The sequence below is a fragment of the Candidatus Pristimantibacillus lignocellulolyticus genome, assembly GCA_023639215.1.
Classification (GTDB): domain Bacteria; phylum Bacillota; class Bacilli; order Paenibacillales; family Paenibacillaceae; genus Pristimantibacillus; species Pristimantibacillus lignocellulolyticus.
The window spans coordinates 5,251,377-5,268,630 of record CP097899.1; the positions used below are offsets into that span (position 1 = coordinate 5,251,377).

Here is a 17,254-nt window from a genome sequence, read left to right on the forward strand (position 1 = left end):
TAGGACTACAGAAATACAAACATTCATGATATAGTAGAATAATAAAGTGACGCGGAGGTATTTATTATGGCAAGCACAGAGAAAAGTTCTTTTCTATTTAATGTTGAAATTTTAATTGAAAATGAACATCACGCAATCGCGTTACAACAGTTGATTGAACAATTGAACAAAACTAATTTTACAGATTACAAAATAACATCAGGTATTGAACTTGGGAAAGTTATTGCCGATCGAAAAGCAAAAGCTAAATCATCGAAATCTATTCCTGTCGTTGTTGAAACTCCAGTTCAAGAAACAACTTCAATTACTAATACAACTACTACTTCCAATAGTGCATATGAATTAGGCTTAGAAGTTTTCAGACAATGTAAAGATCAAAACAAACTAATTCGCCTTATCGTAAATCGTGGTTTAGGCATTAAGTTAAGTATCCCATGTCGAGTCATTAACATTGATGAGAATGATCAAATTATTACGGTTTATCATGTCGATGAAAAACAAGTATATACTTTCCGATTAATTGAAATTGAAGACTTTATTGAAGCATAATACAAAAAAGCCAATCTAGTAGTGAAAATACTAGATTGGCTTTTTGTATTATGTAGTTAATCACTTTTCACCCAGCAAAAAGTAATTTTTCAAAGGAATATCCAGGAACTGGTGGACTTTTTAAATACCCTTGCATCTCATCACATTGTAATGTGCGAAGGAAATCTAATTGCTCCGTTGTCTCTACTCCTTCGGCGATCACTTGCAAATTCAATTTATGTGCCATAGCAATAATTGCAGATACGATTTCCGCATGACTTTGTTCTTTCAAAATATCTGTAACAAATGAACGATCAATCTTTAAGCGAGTAATCGGGAATGACTTCAAATAATGGAATGAACTATAGCCAGTACCAAAATCATCTACGCTAATCCCCACTCCTAATTCGCTAATCGCAATTAATTTACGATTCATCTCATTCATATCAATACTCATTGACTCTGTAATTTCAATATCCAAATATTGAGAAGGCAATTGTGTTTCTTCAAGGATTTGCTTAATTTGCTGATCCATTTCATTTCTTACAAATTGGCGAATCGATAAATTCACAGCAACCGGTACGATTGGCAATCCAGCGTCAAGCCACTCTTTATTTTGACGACATGCTTCTCTAATGACCCATTCACCAATCGGTACAATCAAACCACTTTCTTCAGCTAGTGGAATAAAGTGAATTGGCGATAGTAATCCTTTTGTTGGATGATTCCAACGAATAAGAGCTTCGCCCCCAACAATACGACCATGTATAAGATCATATTGAGGTTGATAATATAGTTCGAACTCATTACGCTGTATGGCGCGATGAATTTCATGTTGTAATTTTAGTCGCTCATAAGAGGAATTATTCCACTCTTCTGAATAAATAAGAATATGACCACCAGAAGATTCTTTAACTTTCACTAATGCCATATCAGCTTTTTTGAAAAGCGAGAACCCGTCATCCATAGGATCAAGATTCAGTGCAATACCCATGCTTGCTCCCATATGTACAGGAACACCTTTCAAATCATACGGTTCACTAATGATATCTAATATATGTTGTGAACGTGATAATAATTGATCAATATTATCAATTTCATTCAGAAGTAATGCAAAAGCATCACCTTCTAATCTAGCAACAAAATCATGTGTAGATAATAATCGGTTCAAACGATCAGCCATTTGAAGTAACATTAGATCAGCATATTCTCTTCCGAATGAAGCATTTATAAGTTTAAAATTATCAAGATCTATGTAACATACACTTAGCATCTTCTGATCTTCTTTTGCCCTAAGCAGTGATTCATCTAATCTAATTTGAAATAAAGTTCGATTGGGTAATCCCGTCATATCATCGTAATAAGCCATGTAACGGATACGTTCCAAATTACGCTTATGATCACTCAGATCATGACTTACGATCAAAGATCCAATAACTTTACCATCTTGAATAACGGGCTCACAGCTAATTTGAAGTTCTAATGGGAATGAAGATCGATGTAAGACATGAATATTTAGTTTTTCTATTTGTCCTTCTTGTACCTTTTGTAATGCTTCGATTAGTGACTCTTGACTTGATTGCTCAATTACAGTCATAATTGGTTTCCCAATTAACTCTTCGATTTCATTATAACCAAGCATATGTGCGGAAGTATCATTTAACTCAATAATATTTCCATCATGATTGATTAATGTTAATGCGACTGCATTAGATTGAAACAAAGTACTTACAATTGATTCATGATAGTTCGTAGTTGATGATATTCTTCTTGTACGAAGCATGAGTATGATCGCTGTGGCAATAAGAACTGCTCCAACTGTGCCAAGAATAACTTGATATTTCAGAGAGCTTATTCCAAACATTGCGATTAATATCCAAGCAAAGGAAAGGACAATGAGATAGCCTGAAACTAGCGAAGGTTCCAACCAATTAAACTGTTTTCGCTTCAACAACTGTAATCCCTCAATTCTTCTTGCTATGGATTTATAATAAAGAGCACACTACATACATCATTATAATCGAAATTTGTCAAATATCATAGAAAAAAATGTTAATCTGTTTTATTCCCTGCAATTCCCCACACAACAAAAATCCAACCTGCTATAAGGGAAACACCACCTATAGGTGTAATTGCACCAAGTATTGTTTTACCAGTTAATGCCATGATGTATAAACTACCGCTGAAAATAATGATCCCAACAATAATTAAAATAGCTCCAGTAGCCAACTTTTTATAATTTTTAACCATGGTTGAAGCGAGCGCAATTAACATTAATCCTAAAGCGTTATACATCTGATAACGTACACCTGTTTCAAAATTTTGTAGCATCCGCTCCGATACAATTTCTTTTAATCCATGTGCACCAAATGCACCTAACGCAATCGCAAGTGCTGCACAAATTGCGCCAATTGAAAAGTACTTTCTAAACATTTTCATCATCCTCTTCATTTTTATTGTATAATAGTAAAAACTAGTTTAAAGGAGTACGTAATGGAAAATAATAATCAATCTAATTCTAATCCATCTCCGTCTAACGACATTGCAAACACGCCAGCAACTGAGAAATCGTCGGAGCAAGTAACACCTTCTCAGCAGAAGTCATTTAAAGCATTTGGAACTTACAATCCTAGCTTGGCTCAAGAGACTCAGCATGCTGGGGACCAGAATTTCGCTCCAACAGGATATTCAACAGGTGATCAAACTCAATACTCACAAACATACGGTTCATCCAATGGTAATCCACAACAACAGTTTAATTATCCACCGCCATCAGGTCCTGTTAATCCATTGAAACATTCAGGTCTTGGCATTACGAGTTTCATCTTGTCGTTAGTATCAATTCTAGTCATCGTTATCGGATTCGTTACTATGTTTTCTAGCATATCTTCATTAACTTTGACTGAGCTAGAATTAATGCAAGATCCAGCTTATATTCAAGAGCAATTGTCTATTGGTGATGGCGATCTTCCATCAAGTTTAGTAGGAGTAATTGTTAGCGTCGTCCTTATATTCGGTTCAGGATTTTTCAGTTTCCTTGGGATTATCTTCGGTATCATTGGTGTTTGCATGAAAAACCGTCGTAAAATCTTCGGTATTCTTGGTACAGTTTTCAACGGTTTATTACTAGTTGGTGGATTTATCTTCTTCATGATCTCACTAATGGCAGCAGGTCTTTAAATAATATGTGTCGAGCTTGACTCATCAACTCTCTGAATGAGAAATTGATGAGTCTTTTTTATTTCACCATAAACCTAGTCTGAGAATGTCCATCTCGATTTTTCGACACCTCTAAGCATGCAGGTAAAGCGTCCTTCAACTCTTGCACATGTGAGATAACTCCGATCATTCGTCCTGCTCGCTGTAAATCAATCAACGTACCAATTGCTTTCTGCAAAGATTCCTCATCCAACGAGCCAAATCCTTCATCGATAAACATCATTTCAATGGAAACTCCGCCTTGATGAGATTGAATAACATCCGTCATTCCTAATGCTAGACACAATGCCGCATTGAACTTTTCGCCGCCTGATAATGTCTTAACATCACGATTCTGTCCAGTGTAAGCATCGTACACATCTAGTCCGAGTCCACTTTGCTTACCATGCGTCTCTAGGCGGTCACTACGTCTAAGTTCGAACTGGCCATTTGATAAATTAGCTAATCTAATATTTGCCATTACGATAATCTGTTCCAAATAATCAATAAGAATATATCGCTCGAATGATAACTTCAGTGGGTTATCACCCTTCATTGTCGTATATAGATCAGCGACAATCGCTAAATTCTGTTCAAGTTCTTGTAATTGCCCTCTATTACTTTGTAGCTTAATCGTATATTGCTTAATTTCATTAAGATAATGAAGAGTTTGGCTCTCAAATGCAATAATATGTTCAAATTCCACTTGTAACTGTTCTAACTTTGCTTGTAACGGAATACAATCGACGAGTTGTTTGCCTGCTATAGCTTGTTGGAGCCATTCTAATTGAGTAGCTAGTCTAGCTAGTTGATCACGATATGCGGAATATGATGCGATCATTTGTTCAAGTTCTAGTTTTGATAGCTTTGCAGCCGCATATTGCTCCATTGTCTGGAAGCCCGCTTCAACTAATTGCTGTTTATATTCTGCTTCGCTATGAACTAACTCTTGCTCATCGCTAAGTAGACTTTGTGCTGTATGTTCAACTTGAGTGATGGAAGCAGTTAATAATCTTTCTGCTGCGGCCTTTTCATCTACAATCTGTTTCCACTGCTCGATAAATCTAGCAAGTTGTTGCTGCTTTTGTAACAATTGCTGCTGTAAACTACTTACATTGCGAAGTTCTAGTGGAACACGTTGTTCTAATTGCTCCAATCGCGACCCAAGTGTTGCTTTTTGGATTGCCGCTTGCTGTTGATCTGTCTGATATTGATTTCTTTGCAACTCTCGCTGTTCGAGCTGTTGCTCTAATTGTAATAATTGCTGTTTGTGACCTTCGGCAATATCTAACTTAATTTGCAATTGATCAAATTGTTCTTTCGATTGCTTCCAATTGCCACGCAACTGTTGCTGTTGTTGTTCTAATACTTGTTGGAGATTTGCTCCATCATAGTTATCAGCCTTAAGAACGCCAATTAACACCTGCTGTAATGACTCTTCAAGTCCAACAATCTGCCCTTCAAGAAGTTCGAACTTTGCCGAGCGCTGTGCCTGCCATGATAATAATTGTTGCTCATGCTTCATGTGATTAGCTTTACATTCATCGATTTGAACTCTAGTTGGTATCTCTACTAATCGTTCTGCTTTCTGTGGATGTACCTCACTGCCACAGACTGGGCAAGGCATATCATCGTGTAAATGTCTAGCTAATTCACTAGCTTGTCCTTCAATCCATAACTGCTCCAAATGAAGTAACTGTTGCTTCGCTGACACTACAGATTGATGTAGTATTATTTTATGTTCTTCCATCTGCTGTAGTTCTTTAGCGTATTCTAACATTCTGCTTACTAATTTACCTTGTCGCTCTACTTCGCTCATTACGGATTGCAGTTGCATAGCTTGTTGTCCGTACTGATCAACATTTTGTAAAAACTGTTGTAGTTGAAGACGCTTGTCCTTACCTTGAAGCATTTGTTCTTCTAACTCTTGAAGTTTTCTTTGACTACTTTGTTCTCGTTGCTCTGCTAGTACAAAGTCTTGCTGAAATTGACCGTATTGCTGAACAATTGGAAGTAGCTGTTGTAATTCATGCAATTCTAATTCCACTTGCTTGCTCACAAGCTGTTGTTGTTCCTGTTCAACATATCGTAGTTGTGTCTCACTTGCATGTTGCTTAGCTTCCACTAGTTTTAATTTTAGTAACTCATGTTGCTGTTGGCGTTGTTCCTGTTGTTTCATTGCTCGTTCATATCGCGCTTCATACGCCGAAACAAATAACGCTTGTTCTCCACGTTGAATTTGGACTTGCAGTGTATCAAAATGTGTCTGTTGCTCTAGTAAATCATGCTGCTCTTGTTGCTTCTGCGAATATTCTACTAACTTAGTATTTGTCTGTTCTGCTTCTTGCAACGCTCTTCTAGATTGAGATAGATGTTCAGCGTGAACAATTTTCTGTTGTTCTAAACGCTGTAGTTCAGACTCATAATAGTCTTGCTCTTCGACAAGTGCTTCTAGCACTTGGAATACATTACGCTGCTCTTGAGCAAATGTAGCCGTTAGTGTAGTCCCTTCACGTAATGGCAAGTGCTCAGCGATGTGACCAATCGTACTTAATTGTGATCCTTGTTGTTCTCTAAATTGCTCTTGTAATGCTTTATATTGATTCCCTACAATCCGCTCAAGCTCATCGAATTTTTCGGTTCGGAATATTTTACGTAAGATGTCTTCTTTATTATCTGTACTGGACGTTAATAGCTTGCGAAATTCACCTTGTGGTAACATGACAATTTGACTAAATTGATCCTTAGTCAGCCCTATAACATCAGCAAGCTTCATATTAACATCACTAACAACAAAGCGATCGACCGCAGGTACTTCACCCTGAGTTGTTACTTCGTATAACTCAATCTTTTCACCTGTCTCACTTTTGTTATTACCTTTACGATGTTTCATCTGACGTAATATGCGATATTGCTTATCCTTTACCATGAAGCTTAATTCTACGGAGGTGTGAACACTTTCATCGGCAAATTGGCTTCGAAGCATTCTCGCCTCCGCACGATCTTCACCACTAGCCGAACCGTATAACGCAAAACATATCGCATCAAATATTGTTGTTTTGCCCGCTCCTGTATTACCTGATATAACGAAGAGACGATGATCTTGTAATTCACGAAAATCGATGACTTCACGCTCGCGATAGGGGCCGAATGCCGTTAATATTAACTCTATTGGTCTCATTCGTTATTGTTCACTCCCCTGTATCATCTTTTCATACGCTTCTGCAAAACGTTCCCGCTTCTCATTCGTCAATTCCGTTCCTCTAACTTCCTCATAGAAGGCTGCAAATAGTTCAAGTGGTTTCAACTCGTGCTTCTTCATTGTGGTAGACTCATCTTGATCATCTTCCTTATGATTTCGTTGAGATGCAATACGATCTACATGCATTGCATTAGGGTATACTGCTCGAATTTTCTCCATCGGGAAAAGTACTGGATTTTCATCTATTAAAGTAACGTATACATAATCTTCGTTAAGCGAATGACGTTCAATGTCATCAATAGCTCCAATGACACGGCGCATATCTCGTCTTGGCTCTAGTGCTATTTTCTCGATTGTAACCTCTTGATCATCTAGAGTAACGACAAGATATCCTTTATGATGATTCGCCTCAGAGATCGAATATTTCAATGGTGATCCAGAATAACGAATATGTTCAATACCAACATGATGTGCTTGATGTAAATGTCCAAGAGCTACATAGTGAAAATCTTGTAATAATTGAGCACTTACATACTCTGCTCCACCAATGGACAAGGGACGCTCCGAATCACTAGTATTTTGTTCTTGTTCTCCATAAGGAGTTACGAAAGCATGTCCAATAAGCACATGTCTAGCAGATGCGTCCCAATTGCTCTTAATATGATTAACAATTGCCGTCATCGCATCATTATGCGAACGAATAGATTCATCACCAATTAGATGACGAATGATAGCTGGATCAGCATACGGTATGAGATAGAAATGAACTTCTCCAAATTGATCATGCATAATAATAGGTTCTATCGGATAACGAAGCTGTCCACTTATATATAGACCGTTACGCTCCATTAATTTAACAGCAAAATCAATTCGATCTGGACTATCATGATTACCTGCAATCGCAAGTACTGGTATTTTCAGCTTTAGGACAAGTTGCTCAAGTATATTGTTCAGTAAATCTACCGCCTCCGTTGGCGGTACAGCTCGATCATATAGATCACCTGCGATAATTACGACATCTGGTTTCTCTTGCTCAACTTCTCTAACAAATTGTTCAAGCACATATGCTTGATCTTCCGTCATATAGATGCCTTGTACTATTTTTCCTAAATGCCAGTCTGCTGTATGAAAAATTTTCAATACGTTCATCCTTCCATACATGAATTCACTATTCAACTAACAATATCTAGTGTACCATTTTGCACTTACGTCCTACCAGTGAATAGTTACGTTCACATTCTACAATTAGATGCCAAAAAGGCTGAATACATCATTTTCTCAATGATATACTCAGCCCTATCTTTATCTTAATATACTATACTTACACTCTACTAGCGCGTCCTTGAGCATTTCATTACTACAAATGGTACTCTCATCGCTCGATAGACTGTACGATGCTCCAATGGCTATCATCTAGTATTGTTATTGAGCTTTCTTCGCTTTACCAATACAGCTATTAAGAAGATACCATATGCCATATAGAAAATATTAAGGATCGAAACCACTTCTAACGAACGATCAGCAATTTCCGGATTCGTAAGTTGTGCAAGAGCATCAAACAAAAAGTGAAAAGCTATTAAAGGCCAAATATTATTACTAGTTTCAATTAATAAAGCAAGAATAAGTCCAATTAGAAATGCATTAACAACTTGTAGCAGAACTTCAACCACATCAGTTCCACTTAACGCATTTGCCATGTGAAGTATTCCAAAAAGAATTGATGAAAATACAATATAAAACAGTGGACCTTTCGAGAGTAATCGCTCTCGAATGATACCTCTAAATACAACTTCCTCCGTATATCCTACAAATACAGAAAACACAATAAGCAACACAATTTTAGAGACGGTTAACTCTACATTGAACCCACCCATAATCGGTTGAACTAAAGCAATGATTAATAATGGGATATAGAATAGTGTTGCTTTCTGTGACTTGAAATTAAGCTTTTTGAAGCCAAATGCAGCAAATGAAGAGGCTCTCTTTTTCATATAGAGTGTCATTGCTATACCCATCACAAGAAAAGCTATCCCTTGTGCGATAATAACTCCAACTTCTTCAAATTCCATAATTACTGAAATGGCAGAAGCAACTGAAACTAATAAGGTAAGTAGTATACCTATTAAAATAGAAAATAATACTGGGCGTTCCTTTTTCACTTTCACTTGAACAACTTTTTCGGTCATCTGATTCACTCCTCATATTAGTACAATAATAAAAAATCAGCTTATGAAGAAAGAACTATGACTGAAATGCTGACAGAAGATATCGTACCATAATATGGAATGAAATTTAAAATTTTATAATTTTCTGTAAATTAAAGCTTATAAACTACACATCATAATTTACGATGTATTGCTGTATTTCCGTATTATAATAACCTTCGCTGAATTCAATGATGTTTCCCGCTTCATCATAGGAATACCGTGATCGCTTAAGAAGTGGTGTCTTATTGTTCACATCTAACGTCGTTGTTACATCTGTAGGTGCAATCCCGACGGCAAATTGATCACGAAACTTAGACAATAATATAGCCTTTTCTTCGAGCATACCGTACAACGACTGTGCACTCATATCAACGAGTTCAAGATTTCCCTGCTTCATCGTCAAATAATGCGTGTAATGAATATACGGTGAATCATTGAGGAAATAAACACGTTCAATACGGATACATTGCTCCCCAAATAATTGGTAGAGCTCGTCACCGTCTCTGTTGGTCATTACTTCTGTACGTAGTAATTGCTTCTCAATGCGATTTCCTTCCTCAACTAATATTTCGGTAAATCGCTTTGAAGTTGACAATTTAGTTGCGGACGTATTGCGAATGACCTTTGTCCCTTTGCCACTACTTGTTTCCAAATATCCTTCTTGAACCAGTTCCTTGATGGCATTTCGAACCGTAATTTTGCTTACTTCGAATTCGGTTTCTAATTGAGGCTCCGAAGGAATATTCGTATCGATAGGATAAGCGCCATGCAAAATCCGATCTTTAATTATATTTTTAATTTGTAAATATAGAGGCCTTGTTTTACGAGATAAGCTCATGTAGCCTTCACTACCTTTCCACATCTCCTATAGATTCAGTCATAACACGGAGAATGTCGTGCTCAGATGACATTGGCGTGTCGCCTACTATTGTATGTGCTAGCATGGCAGCGTTTGATGCAAACTCAACGATTTTTTCTGATGTAAATCCGCTAAGCTCACCATGCAAGATACCACTTGTGTAAGCATCACCAGCACCTATTCTATCATAAATAGAGAAGGTAAGCTTCTTTGCAAAAGTGAAAGATTGATCTTTATACATATAGCCTAGCAGCGAGTGAGTATTATCCGCATTAATCGTTCGGTGTGTCCCCGCTATTAACGGAATGCCATACGAGCTAGCGACAAGCGGAATCAACTCATTAAGTTGCTCCATACGACTTTCATGCTCGGTATTCATACCTAACACGAACATCGCATCCTTTTCATTCATCATAACGATATCAGCGTAATGTAGCATCTCTTCATAATGCGGCTTCGCTTTATCATAGCCATCTGGCCCCCAAAGAGTAGGACGATAATTGCAATCAAAGACAACAATCCCTCCACTCTCTTTAACTGCTCGTGCTAAAGTCTTCATATGGTGCCTGACCGAATCATTCATTGCTAGCGTAATGCCACAAAAATGCACCATATCTGTTTGCTTAGCGATAGCTTCATAATTATATATACCTTCAGGCGCAATATTGAAGCTGCTCCCTAAACGATTAGAGTAGGTCACCCGGCTAGGTCTTGCGCCGAATCCGTTTTCCAAGAAATACATGCCGATATATTGACCGTTTCTTATGATAGATGTAGTTGCTATCCCTAATCTACGGAGATATGCTTCTGCCGCATCCCCAACTGCATTAGCAGGCAATGTTGTTATAATATAGCCATGATGCCCAAATCGCGACAACGCTGAAGCGACATTAACACCCGTACCAGAAAATGAATAATTCAAGCTATTAGCTTGAGTGAGTAGCTCATAACCCGGTACTTGTAAACGCATCATCACTTCACCAAATACAGCAATCTGTTTAACCATTTTGGTCAACCAGTCTTTTCACGACTTCAAGTAGTTCTCGAACGTCTGCAACATTCGTTTTACCTGTTCCTTTGTCTATAATCGAAGAATAGACGTGTGGAATGACTTGCGGCACATTAGCTTCAAGTGCAATCCGTAAAATAGTCTCGAAATTGATCTTGTCAATTCCGCCTGTAGGCTCTAATGCAAATCCTTCCTCACCACATGCCTGTGCTACGGCACGCAGTTCTTCTTCACAAGCTAATCCGTTCATCGGGTAAAACTTCAATGCTTGCCCTCCCATATCACGGACAAGTGCGATTGCTGCTTTAACTGGAACAATCGCCTGCTCGCTCTGTATCGCACTTACTGGCCCTGTAGAAATATTGACATAACCTACACGACCAGTTGGAGAAACTAGACTGTTAACCCAGCTCTGCTGTCCATTAAGATTAGCGCGAGTTGCCCCTACATATGGAAACACCTGATTAATATGGCTGCCTGAATAGTACTTAGCGATTTCAGCTACAATTGCCGCTTGGCGATTATCCCCCGCTCCTAGTCCGATAGATATTGCATCGTCTATTTCTTTGCCGTATGCTTTCATCGCTGTAACTGCTTCTTCCACTGTAGCGTAATCCTTTGATAAAACTCCTGCAAGTACATAACCTTCAGCCGCGTCAAATACCTCTTTAGCATTCTCAATACTATTAACTAGAACATTAAGAGAAACACGATTTTTATAAAAACGATTTGATAGATTTGACATTTTATTTTCCCCCTGTTAATTCGCGAATCGCTGTAGCAATAACTTGTATATCATCACCTTGTAAAGGACGTGGATCGATATCAAAATATCCTTGTTTTACGCCGTAATCGCGTGTATAAATTGCTATTTCGCCTTCTTGTAGCTCGGTTACCACTTGCTTAGCTGTCGTAAGTGCCAACGCTTGGTCGATTTGAATTCGTGCCCTATAAATAGCTCGGCCTGCTTCATCTTGAACAACGCTCACTTGTAGTCCTTCTATTTCATTTAGTGGCATTAGCGTCTGCAGTGTAGCTCTTTCTGCTTCACTATTGTCCGTTTTGTTAATATATTCATCAAGTGCCTGCAGCAATCCAAAGGTAGTTTCCTTACCAACTTTCATACTTCTTCCAATACCATGCAATTGTACTTTAACCCATTCGATATACGTGCGCTTGCCGCCGACAATACCAGATGTCGGACCTTCTATAGCTTTCGAACCGCTGTAAATCGCAAGGTCAGAACACTTCACATATTTCTGAATATCTTCTTCAGCAGCTGCGTCTACAATGAGCGGTACGCCGTTACGCTGGGCAACTTCCCATGCTTCCTCGACTGAAATCATATTCTTCTGAACACAATGATGTGATTTGACGTATAAAATTGCTGCTGTATGTTCCGAGATTGCTTCCTCTATATGCTCGGTCTTACCCTCATTGGCATAGCCAACTTCGAGTAACTTTCCTCCACCTAAATATACCATCGTTTCGATAGGCGCTCCATATTGTACGTTATGACCTTTAAGAATAATAATCTCATTTTTAGTGATGACCTCTTGATGAAGACGCAAGCTCTTACGTCGATTCCCTTGTGTTACAATAGCTGCAACCGATAACGCAATGCCACTGGAAGCTGAGTTGACGACCACCGCTGCCTCTGAGCCAAGAATACGCGCGATATAATCACCCGATTTATCCACTAAATCCGCAATCTCTACATACTGTTGTCCGCCATGCTTCATAGCATTCATCACGGAATCAGTAGGTGCAGATACACCTAAAATACTCATTCGTCCACTAGCATTAATTACTCGCTTAAGACCATATTTCGCATTCAATGAATTTGTCATTTATAACTACTCCTTTAGCTTCTATTCTTATGTCCGATGTTCGCTGAACACCTTCGGAATCGATAAGTTCAGTCTTTTTATTGTTTACTGTAAATAAGGTTAAATTAGCGGAATCGCCGACTTGAATACGCCCTAGCTCTGGCTTCTCCAGCCAATCGGCTGCTCGAGTTGTCACTGCAGCAATGACCTCTTGAAGTGAATAACCTAAGTGAAGAAACTTAGTGAGCGTTTGCGACATACTATAGACGGGTCCATTCAATCTATTCCCACGGTATATATCGGTACTAATTGTGTGTGGATCGATGCGATGACGCTTGGCGTCTTCCGCAACCTTGAAGGAGAAGCTAGCTGAACCATGCCCCACATCGAGATGAACGCCACGAGCTAGCGCATCCAGTAACTCCTCAATTGGATTTCCTACTTCATCAATAAGATTGTTACTTTTCCCATTTAAATAATGTGTAACAATATCCTTTTGCTCAAGTAGCGGCATAATCTCCTTAATGTTCGGTGGTCCTGAGCCAATGTGAACCATTAGCGGTAGTGAAGTTAAGTTAGCTATTTCTCTAGCAATTTTTAACGGAGCTAGACCACAATCCCCTACTACGCTACTACTAATTCGAGCTTTCAATCCAACAATGAACTGATCGAAATATTGAGCGACCTGCACAGCCTTATCCTTATCAATCCACTCAAGATTTGATAATTCGTCTGTTCTTGCTAGCCCAATTGTTGAAATATTGAGAAAGGCAAATACGCGGGTATCGGCATATTCACTGCTCTTAACCAATTCCGCAATTCTGTCCGCACCGCAACTTCCTGCATCAACAATCGTTGTTACGCCTTGCTTAACTCCGATCATATCGATCTCATCACCATATGGATCAAAATCCGGGAAGGCATGCACATGCATGTCAATCCATCCACTTGATACATAAGTATCGGTGCAATCCACAATACGACTTCCTAATCCGCTTCCGGCTTCTACTATTTCGACTATAGCTCCGTTCGCGATAACAATATCGATTAATTCTCCAGTGATGCGCTTAACTTTACTTAATACTAACTGCCCCTGAATGGTAATCACCTACTTCCGCTGCTACAATATTCTTTTATTATCTCATTTCTAAATTCGTACTGCTGTCACCTATAAGTATAGAATAGCACAAAAATCAAGAAATACAATATAACGTTATAATGTTTAAACATTTCTCATTTTTCATCATACATGCTTCAGCCTTGCATACAATGTATACATAGTAAATGTGGATTCTGAAATGAGGTGGACCAGAGTGGAACAACAGCCCCTATTTATCGTATCTCGTGAGGATTGGTCCTTACATCGTAAAGGATACAATGATCAAGCTAGGCACCAGCAGCGAGTAAGAGAAGCTATTAAAAATAATTTGCCTGATCTAGTTTCTGATGAAAGCATCATCTTATCTGATGGTCGCCGAACGGTTAAAGTACCGATTAAGAGTCTAGATGAAGCTCATTTCATTTATAATTACAACAAAAAGCAACATGTTGGTCAGGGGGATGGGGATTCTCAAGTTGGAGATGTACTTGGGGTAGATCCTCAACTTAGCAAAAAACCAGGTAAAGGTCAGGATGCTGGCGATCAACCCGGCGAAGATGTATTTGATACTGAGATTAGTATCGATGAATTAGAGGATATGCTTTTCGATGAAATGGAACTTCCGAATTTGGAACAGAAACAGAAAGATCAGATGCAAACAACAGAAATTGTATTCCATGATATTCGCAAAAAAGGGATCATGTCGAACATTGATAAAAAACGCACGTTACTAGAAAATCTACGACGAAATGCTAATGAAGGCAAAGCAGGTATAGGCGGCATCTCGCCTGATGATCTACGCTATAAAACATGGACAGAAATTGTAAAACCACAATCTAATGCCGTTATTTTTGCAATACTCGATGTATCCGGCAGTATGGGCGCTTTCGAAAAATTTTGTTCGCGTTCTTACTTCTTCTGGATGAGTAGATTTCTTAGACGAAAGTATGAGCATGTTGAGATTGTCTATATTGCTCATCATACTGAAGCGAAAGAAGTAACAGAAGAGGAGTTTTTCACTCGTGGTGAAAGTGGTGGTACCATATGCTCTTCAGCATATCAACGTGTCCTTGATATTATTGAGCAACGTTATCCGCCAGCATTATGGAATATCTACCCTTTCCACTTCTCGGACGGTGATAACCTTACCTCTGATAACGAACGCTGTGTACGCTTAATTGAGAAGCTAATGGAAGTAAGTAATATGTTTGGTTACGGAGAGATTAATCAGTACAATCGAAACAGTACACTTATGAGTGCGTATAAACATATTTCGAATAAAAAGTTCAAGTTTTCCATCATTAAAGATAAGGGAGAAGTCTATAAGGCGCTCACCCATTTCTTTGCCAAGCAGCCAACGACATGAGCTATCTTTCATGATGATGCTTATCTTAGTTCAATAGCCTTAATTAGAAACATAGAAAGACCCTCCCACCCAAGTTTTCAATGGATAAGAGGGTCTTTACTTACTATATGTTATAACACTCAGTAGCTAGTCTATATTCGAATATTACTACAACTATAACATTACTATGGCAATAAATTACCTAACAATTTTTCCGCCATAAGCTGATCCAAACTTTCAAATGTATATCCCTTCGCTCTCGCATCATCAATAATACGTGCTAGTGCCCCAGCATTATCGCTTGATACGGAATGAATAAGCATTATGCTACCTGGATGAAGCTGCTTCATCACCTGTTGATAAGCATAATCAGCACCTCTTTGTTTATTCACTTCCCAGTCTTTATAGGCAAGTGACCAAAAGGCACTGATATAGCCTTCTTCATGGCTAATTGCTAGTACTCGATCGTTAAATATGCCCCTTGGTGGTCTTAAGTAATTCATATTCGTTTGGCCTGTTAATTGAGCGACGCCTTCTTTAACCTTTGCAAGTTCTTGACGAATCTGATCATTACTCATTGTCGTCATATCCGGATGACTCCAAGAGTGATTTCCTATTATATGACCTTCCTTAGCCATACGTTTAATTAGTTCGGGCTGATCTTGAATATAATGACCAGTAACAAAAAATGCCGCTGGTACTTGTTTTTCCTTCAATACATCGAGTATCGGTGCAGTAAAACCATTCTCATATCCATTATCAAATGTAAGATAGAGAGCTTTTTTTGATGTGTTACCTAGAAATAATGCTTCATTCTTCTCAATAATATCCGCGAAGCCTTCCTCTTGTATGGATGGTAACTTCTCATTCAAACTTCTTTTAAATCCAAAATGCTGTGTTTTATCTTGCTCTGCAGCAGACACTTTCACATACGAAAACTGCGCTGTTGTACATAATAAGAGTACCATAAAAATAACGAGTAACTTCATCTTCGATTTCACAAACAATTCCTCCTAATCTTTTTATGTATTTTCGATGTACTTCACTTCATCTTTATATAAAGACACGACTACAAACGCTAACACTTTTTGAATGAAACTGATTTTCTTCAATATCATAAAAAATGAATTCGGAAATGTTTTTCCATGTTACGTTAAGATACCCATTTTAGGTTTTATTAATACAATTGAATGTTAACCTAAAGAAAGACGCAAAAAAACTCTCTAGCAAAAAGCTAAAGAGTTAAATGTAATAATCTGGTCGGGATGACACGATTTGAACATGCGACCCCCTGGTCCCAAACCAGGTGCTCTACCAAGCTGAGCTACATCCCGTAAAAATGGAGCGGAAGACGGGAATCGAACCCGCGACCCTCGCCTTGGCAAGGCGATGCTCTACCGCTGAGCCACTTCCGCAAAAAAATGGTGCCGTCGAGAGGACTTGAACCCCCAACCTACTGATTACAAGTCAGTTGCTCTACCAGTTGAGCTACAACGGCTGATGGTGACCCGTAGGGGACTCGAACCCCTGTTACCTCCGTGAAAGGGAGGTGTCTTAACCACTTGACCAACGGGCCTTACTATGTGACACTAATCTAGCAATCTTGCTATCTTTTTGGAAACAAAAATCATATTATCACAATATTATAGTAACTACAATATTTATATTTAATATTTTTCTGTTATGTTCCAAAGTGAAAATGGCGGAGAAGGTGGGATTCGAACCCACGCACCACTTACGCAGTCTAACCCCTTAGCAGAGGGTCCCCTTGAGCCACTTGGGTACTTCTCCATAATGGCTCCCCGAACAGGACTCGAACCTGTGACAACTCGATTAACAGTCGAGTGCTCTACCAACTGAGCTATCAGGGAACATTAAGCGTTCTAATACTTATGTATTGAACATGTGATTGATATTGGCTAATTCTTCTCTCCATTGCTGTCGATTCGAACTGTGTATCAATCATAGGGCTTGCACC

Annotated in this window: 14 protein-coding genes and 6 tRNA genes; 3 read left to right on the plus strand and 17 right to left on the minus strand. The window is 38.6% G+C overall.

The window, feature by feature from the left end:
• Positions 1–66: 66 nt before the first annotated feature.
• A complete protein-coding gene (locus tag NAG76_23100) occupies positions 67–549 on the plus strand; it encodes a hypothetical protein (protein ID URN94669.1) in 483 nt (160 codons plus the stop codon).
• Between the two features lie 67 nt (positions 550–616).
• Here NAG76_23100 and NAG76_23105 read toward each other — a convergent pair whose 3' ends face one another.
• Both NAG76_23105 and NAG76_23110 read right to left on the minus strand, forming a co-directional pair.
• Positions 617–2,482 (minus strand): EAL domain-containing protein, encoded by a 1,866-nt coding sequence (locus NAG76_23105; GenBank protein URN94670.1) that lies wholly within the window; start codon positions 2,480–2,482, stop codon positions 617–619.
• A 98-nt stretch (positions 2,483–2,580) separates the two neighbouring features.
• Positions 2,581–2,961, minus strand: coding sequence for a DUF423 domain-containing protein (locus NAG76_23110; protein URN94671.1), 381 nt, complete (start codon positions 2,959–2,961; stop codon positions 2,581–2,583).
• Positions 2,962–3,021: 60 nt separating this feature from the next.
• On the opposite strand from NAG76_23110, the gene NAG76_23115 reads away from it, so the two are divergent.
• A complete protein-coding gene (locus NAG76_23115) occupies positions 3,022–3,708 on the plus strand; it encodes a hypothetical protein (GenBank protein URN94672.1) in 687 nt (228 codons plus the stop codon).
• A gap of 58 nt (positions 3,709–3,766) precedes the next feature.
• Here NAG76_23115 and NAG76_23120 read toward each other — a convergent pair whose 3' ends face one another.
• The 8 genes from NAG76_23120 to NAG76_23155 all read right to left on the minus strand — a co-directional run bounded on the left by NAG76_23120 (position 3,767) and on the right by NAG76_23155 (position 13,931).
• Positions 3,767–6,907, minus strand: a complete 3,141-nt coding sequence (locus NAG76_23120) for an SMC family ATPase (protein ID URN94673.1) — start codon at positions 6,905–6,907, stop codon at positions 3,767–3,769.
• 3 nt (positions 6,908–6,910) lie between these two features.
• Entirely contained in the window at positions 6,911–8,068 is a 1,158-nt protein-coding gene (locus tag NAG76_23125; protein ID URN94674.1) for an exonuclease SbcCD subunit D, read from the minus strand.
• A gap of 269 nt (positions 8,069–8,337) precedes the next feature.
• Positions 8,338–9,114, minus strand: a complete 777-nt coding sequence (locus NAG76_23130) for a CPBP family intramembrane metalloprotease (GenBank protein ID URN94675.1) — start codon at positions 9,112–9,114, stop codon at positions 8,338–8,340.
• Between the two features lie 145 nt (positions 9,115–9,259).
• Positions 9,260–9,973 (minus strand): GntR family transcriptional regulator, encoded by a 714-nt coding sequence (locus NAG76_23135; protein ID URN94676.1) that lies wholly within the window; start codon positions 9,971–9,973, stop codon positions 9,260–9,262.
• Between the two features lie 10 nt (positions 9,974–9,983).
• Positions 9,984–11,000, minus strand: a complete 1,017-nt coding sequence (locus NAG76_23140) for a sugar kinase (protein ID URN94677.1) — start codon at positions 10,998–11,000, stop codon at positions 9,984–9,986.
• On the minus strand, positions 10,993–11,748 hold the full coding sequence (locus NAG76_23145; GenBank protein URN94678.1) for a KDGP aldolase family protein: 756 nt from the start codon (positions 11,746–11,748) through the stop codon (positions 10,993–10,995). Before NAG76_23145 ends, NAG76_23140 begins: the two co-directional genes overlap by 8 nt.
• A gap of 1 nt (position 11,749) precedes the next feature.
• Positions 11,750–12,853, minus strand: coding sequence for a DgaE family pyridoxal phosphate-dependent ammonia lyase (locus NAG76_23150; GenBank protein ID URN94679.1), 1,104 nt, complete (start codon positions 12,851–12,853; stop codon positions 11,750–11,752).
• Complete coding sequence (locus tag NAG76_23155) at positions 12,819–13,931, minus strand: amidohydrolase/deacetylase family metallohydrolase (GenBank protein ID URN96916.1); 1,113 nt, start codon at positions 13,929–13,931, stop codon at positions 12,819–12,821. The genes NAG76_23150 and NAG76_23155 overlap by 35 nt, the downstream gene beginning before the upstream one ends.
• Positions 13,932–14,145: 214 nt before the next feature.
• Between NAG76_23155 and yhbH the strand changes: the two genes are divergently transcribed.
• The gene (gene yhbH / locus NAG76_23160; protein ID URN94680.1) at positions 14,146–15,297 is read left to right on the plus strand and encodes a sporulation protein YhbH; all 1,152 of its coding nucleotides are present in this window, start codon (positions 14,146–14,148) and stop codon (positions 15,295–15,297) included.
• 164 nt (positions 15,298–15,461) lie between these two features.
• Here the strand turns inward: yhbH and pdaA are convergent, their stop codons facing one another.
• The 7 genes from pdaA to NAG76_23195 form a co-directional block, all read right to left on the minus strand.
• The gene (pdaA, locus tag NAG76_23165) at positions 15,462–16,265 is read right to left on the minus strand and encodes a delta-lactam-biosynthetic de-N-acetylase (GenBank protein ID URN96917.1); all 804 of its coding nucleotides are present in this window, start codon (positions 16,263–16,265) and stop codon (positions 15,462–15,464) included.
• 268 nt (positions 16,266–16,533) lie between these two features.
• Positions 16,534–16,610: transfer RNA gene (locus NAG76_23170), tRNA-Pro, on the minus strand.
• 6 nt (positions 16,611–16,616) lie between these two features.
• Positions 16,617–16,691: transfer RNA gene (locus tag NAG76_23175), tRNA-Gly, on the minus strand.
• Between the two features lie 7 nt (positions 16,692–16,698).
• Positions 16,699–16,774 (minus strand) — tRNA-Thr (locus tag NAG76_23180).
• A gap of 3 nt (positions 16,775–16,777) precedes the next feature.
• Positions 16,778–16,852 (minus strand) — tRNA-Glu (locus NAG76_23185).
• A 124-nt stretch (positions 16,853–16,976) separates the two neighbouring features.
• A tRNA-Ser gene (locus tag NAG76_23190) sits at positions 16,977–17,067 on the minus strand.
• Positions 17,068–17,071: 4 nt separating this feature from the next.
• A tRNA-Asn gene (locus NAG76_23195) sits at positions 17,072–17,147 on the minus strand.
• Positions 17,148–17,254 lie beyond the last annotated feature (107 nt).

Coding starts and splice junctions, on each gene's coding strand:
- pdaA (URN96917.1), bottom strand. CDS start 16,265: ATGAAGTTACTCGTTATTTTTATGGTACTCTTATTATGTACAACAGCG.
- NAG76_23115 (URN94672.1), top strand. CDS start 3,022: ATGGAAAATAATAATCAATCTAATTCTAATCCATCTCCGTCTAACGAC.
- NAG76_23150 (URN94679.1), bottom strand. CDS start 12,853: ATGACAAATTCATTGAATGCGAAATATGGTCTTAAGCGAGTAATTAAT.
- NAG76_23135 (URN94676.1), bottom strand. CDS start 9,973: ATGAGCTTATCTCGTAAAACAAGGCCTCTATATTTACAAATTAAAAAT.
- NAG76_23140 (URN94677.1), bottom strand. CDS start 11,000: ATGGTTAAACAGATTGCTGTATTTGGTGAAGTGATGATGCGTTTACAA.
- NAG76_23110 (URN94671.1), bottom strand. CDS start 2,961: ATGTTTAGAAAGTACTTTTCAATTGGCGCAATTTGTGCAGCACTTGCG.
- NAG76_23100 (URN94669.1), top strand. CDS start 67: ATGGCAAGCACAGAGAAAAGTTCTTTTCTATTTAATGTTGAAATTTTA.
- NAG76_23120 (URN94673.1), bottom strand. CDS start 6,907: ATGAGACCAATAGAGTTAATATTAACGGCATTCGGCCCCTATCGCGAG.
- NAG76_23145 (URN94678.1), bottom strand. CDS start 11,748: ATGTCAAATCTATCAAATCGTTTTTATAAAAATCGTGTTTCTCTTAAT.
- NAG76_23130 (URN94675.1), bottom strand. CDS start 9,114: ATGACCGAAAAAGTTGTTCAAGTGAAAGTGAAAAAGGAACGCCCAGTA.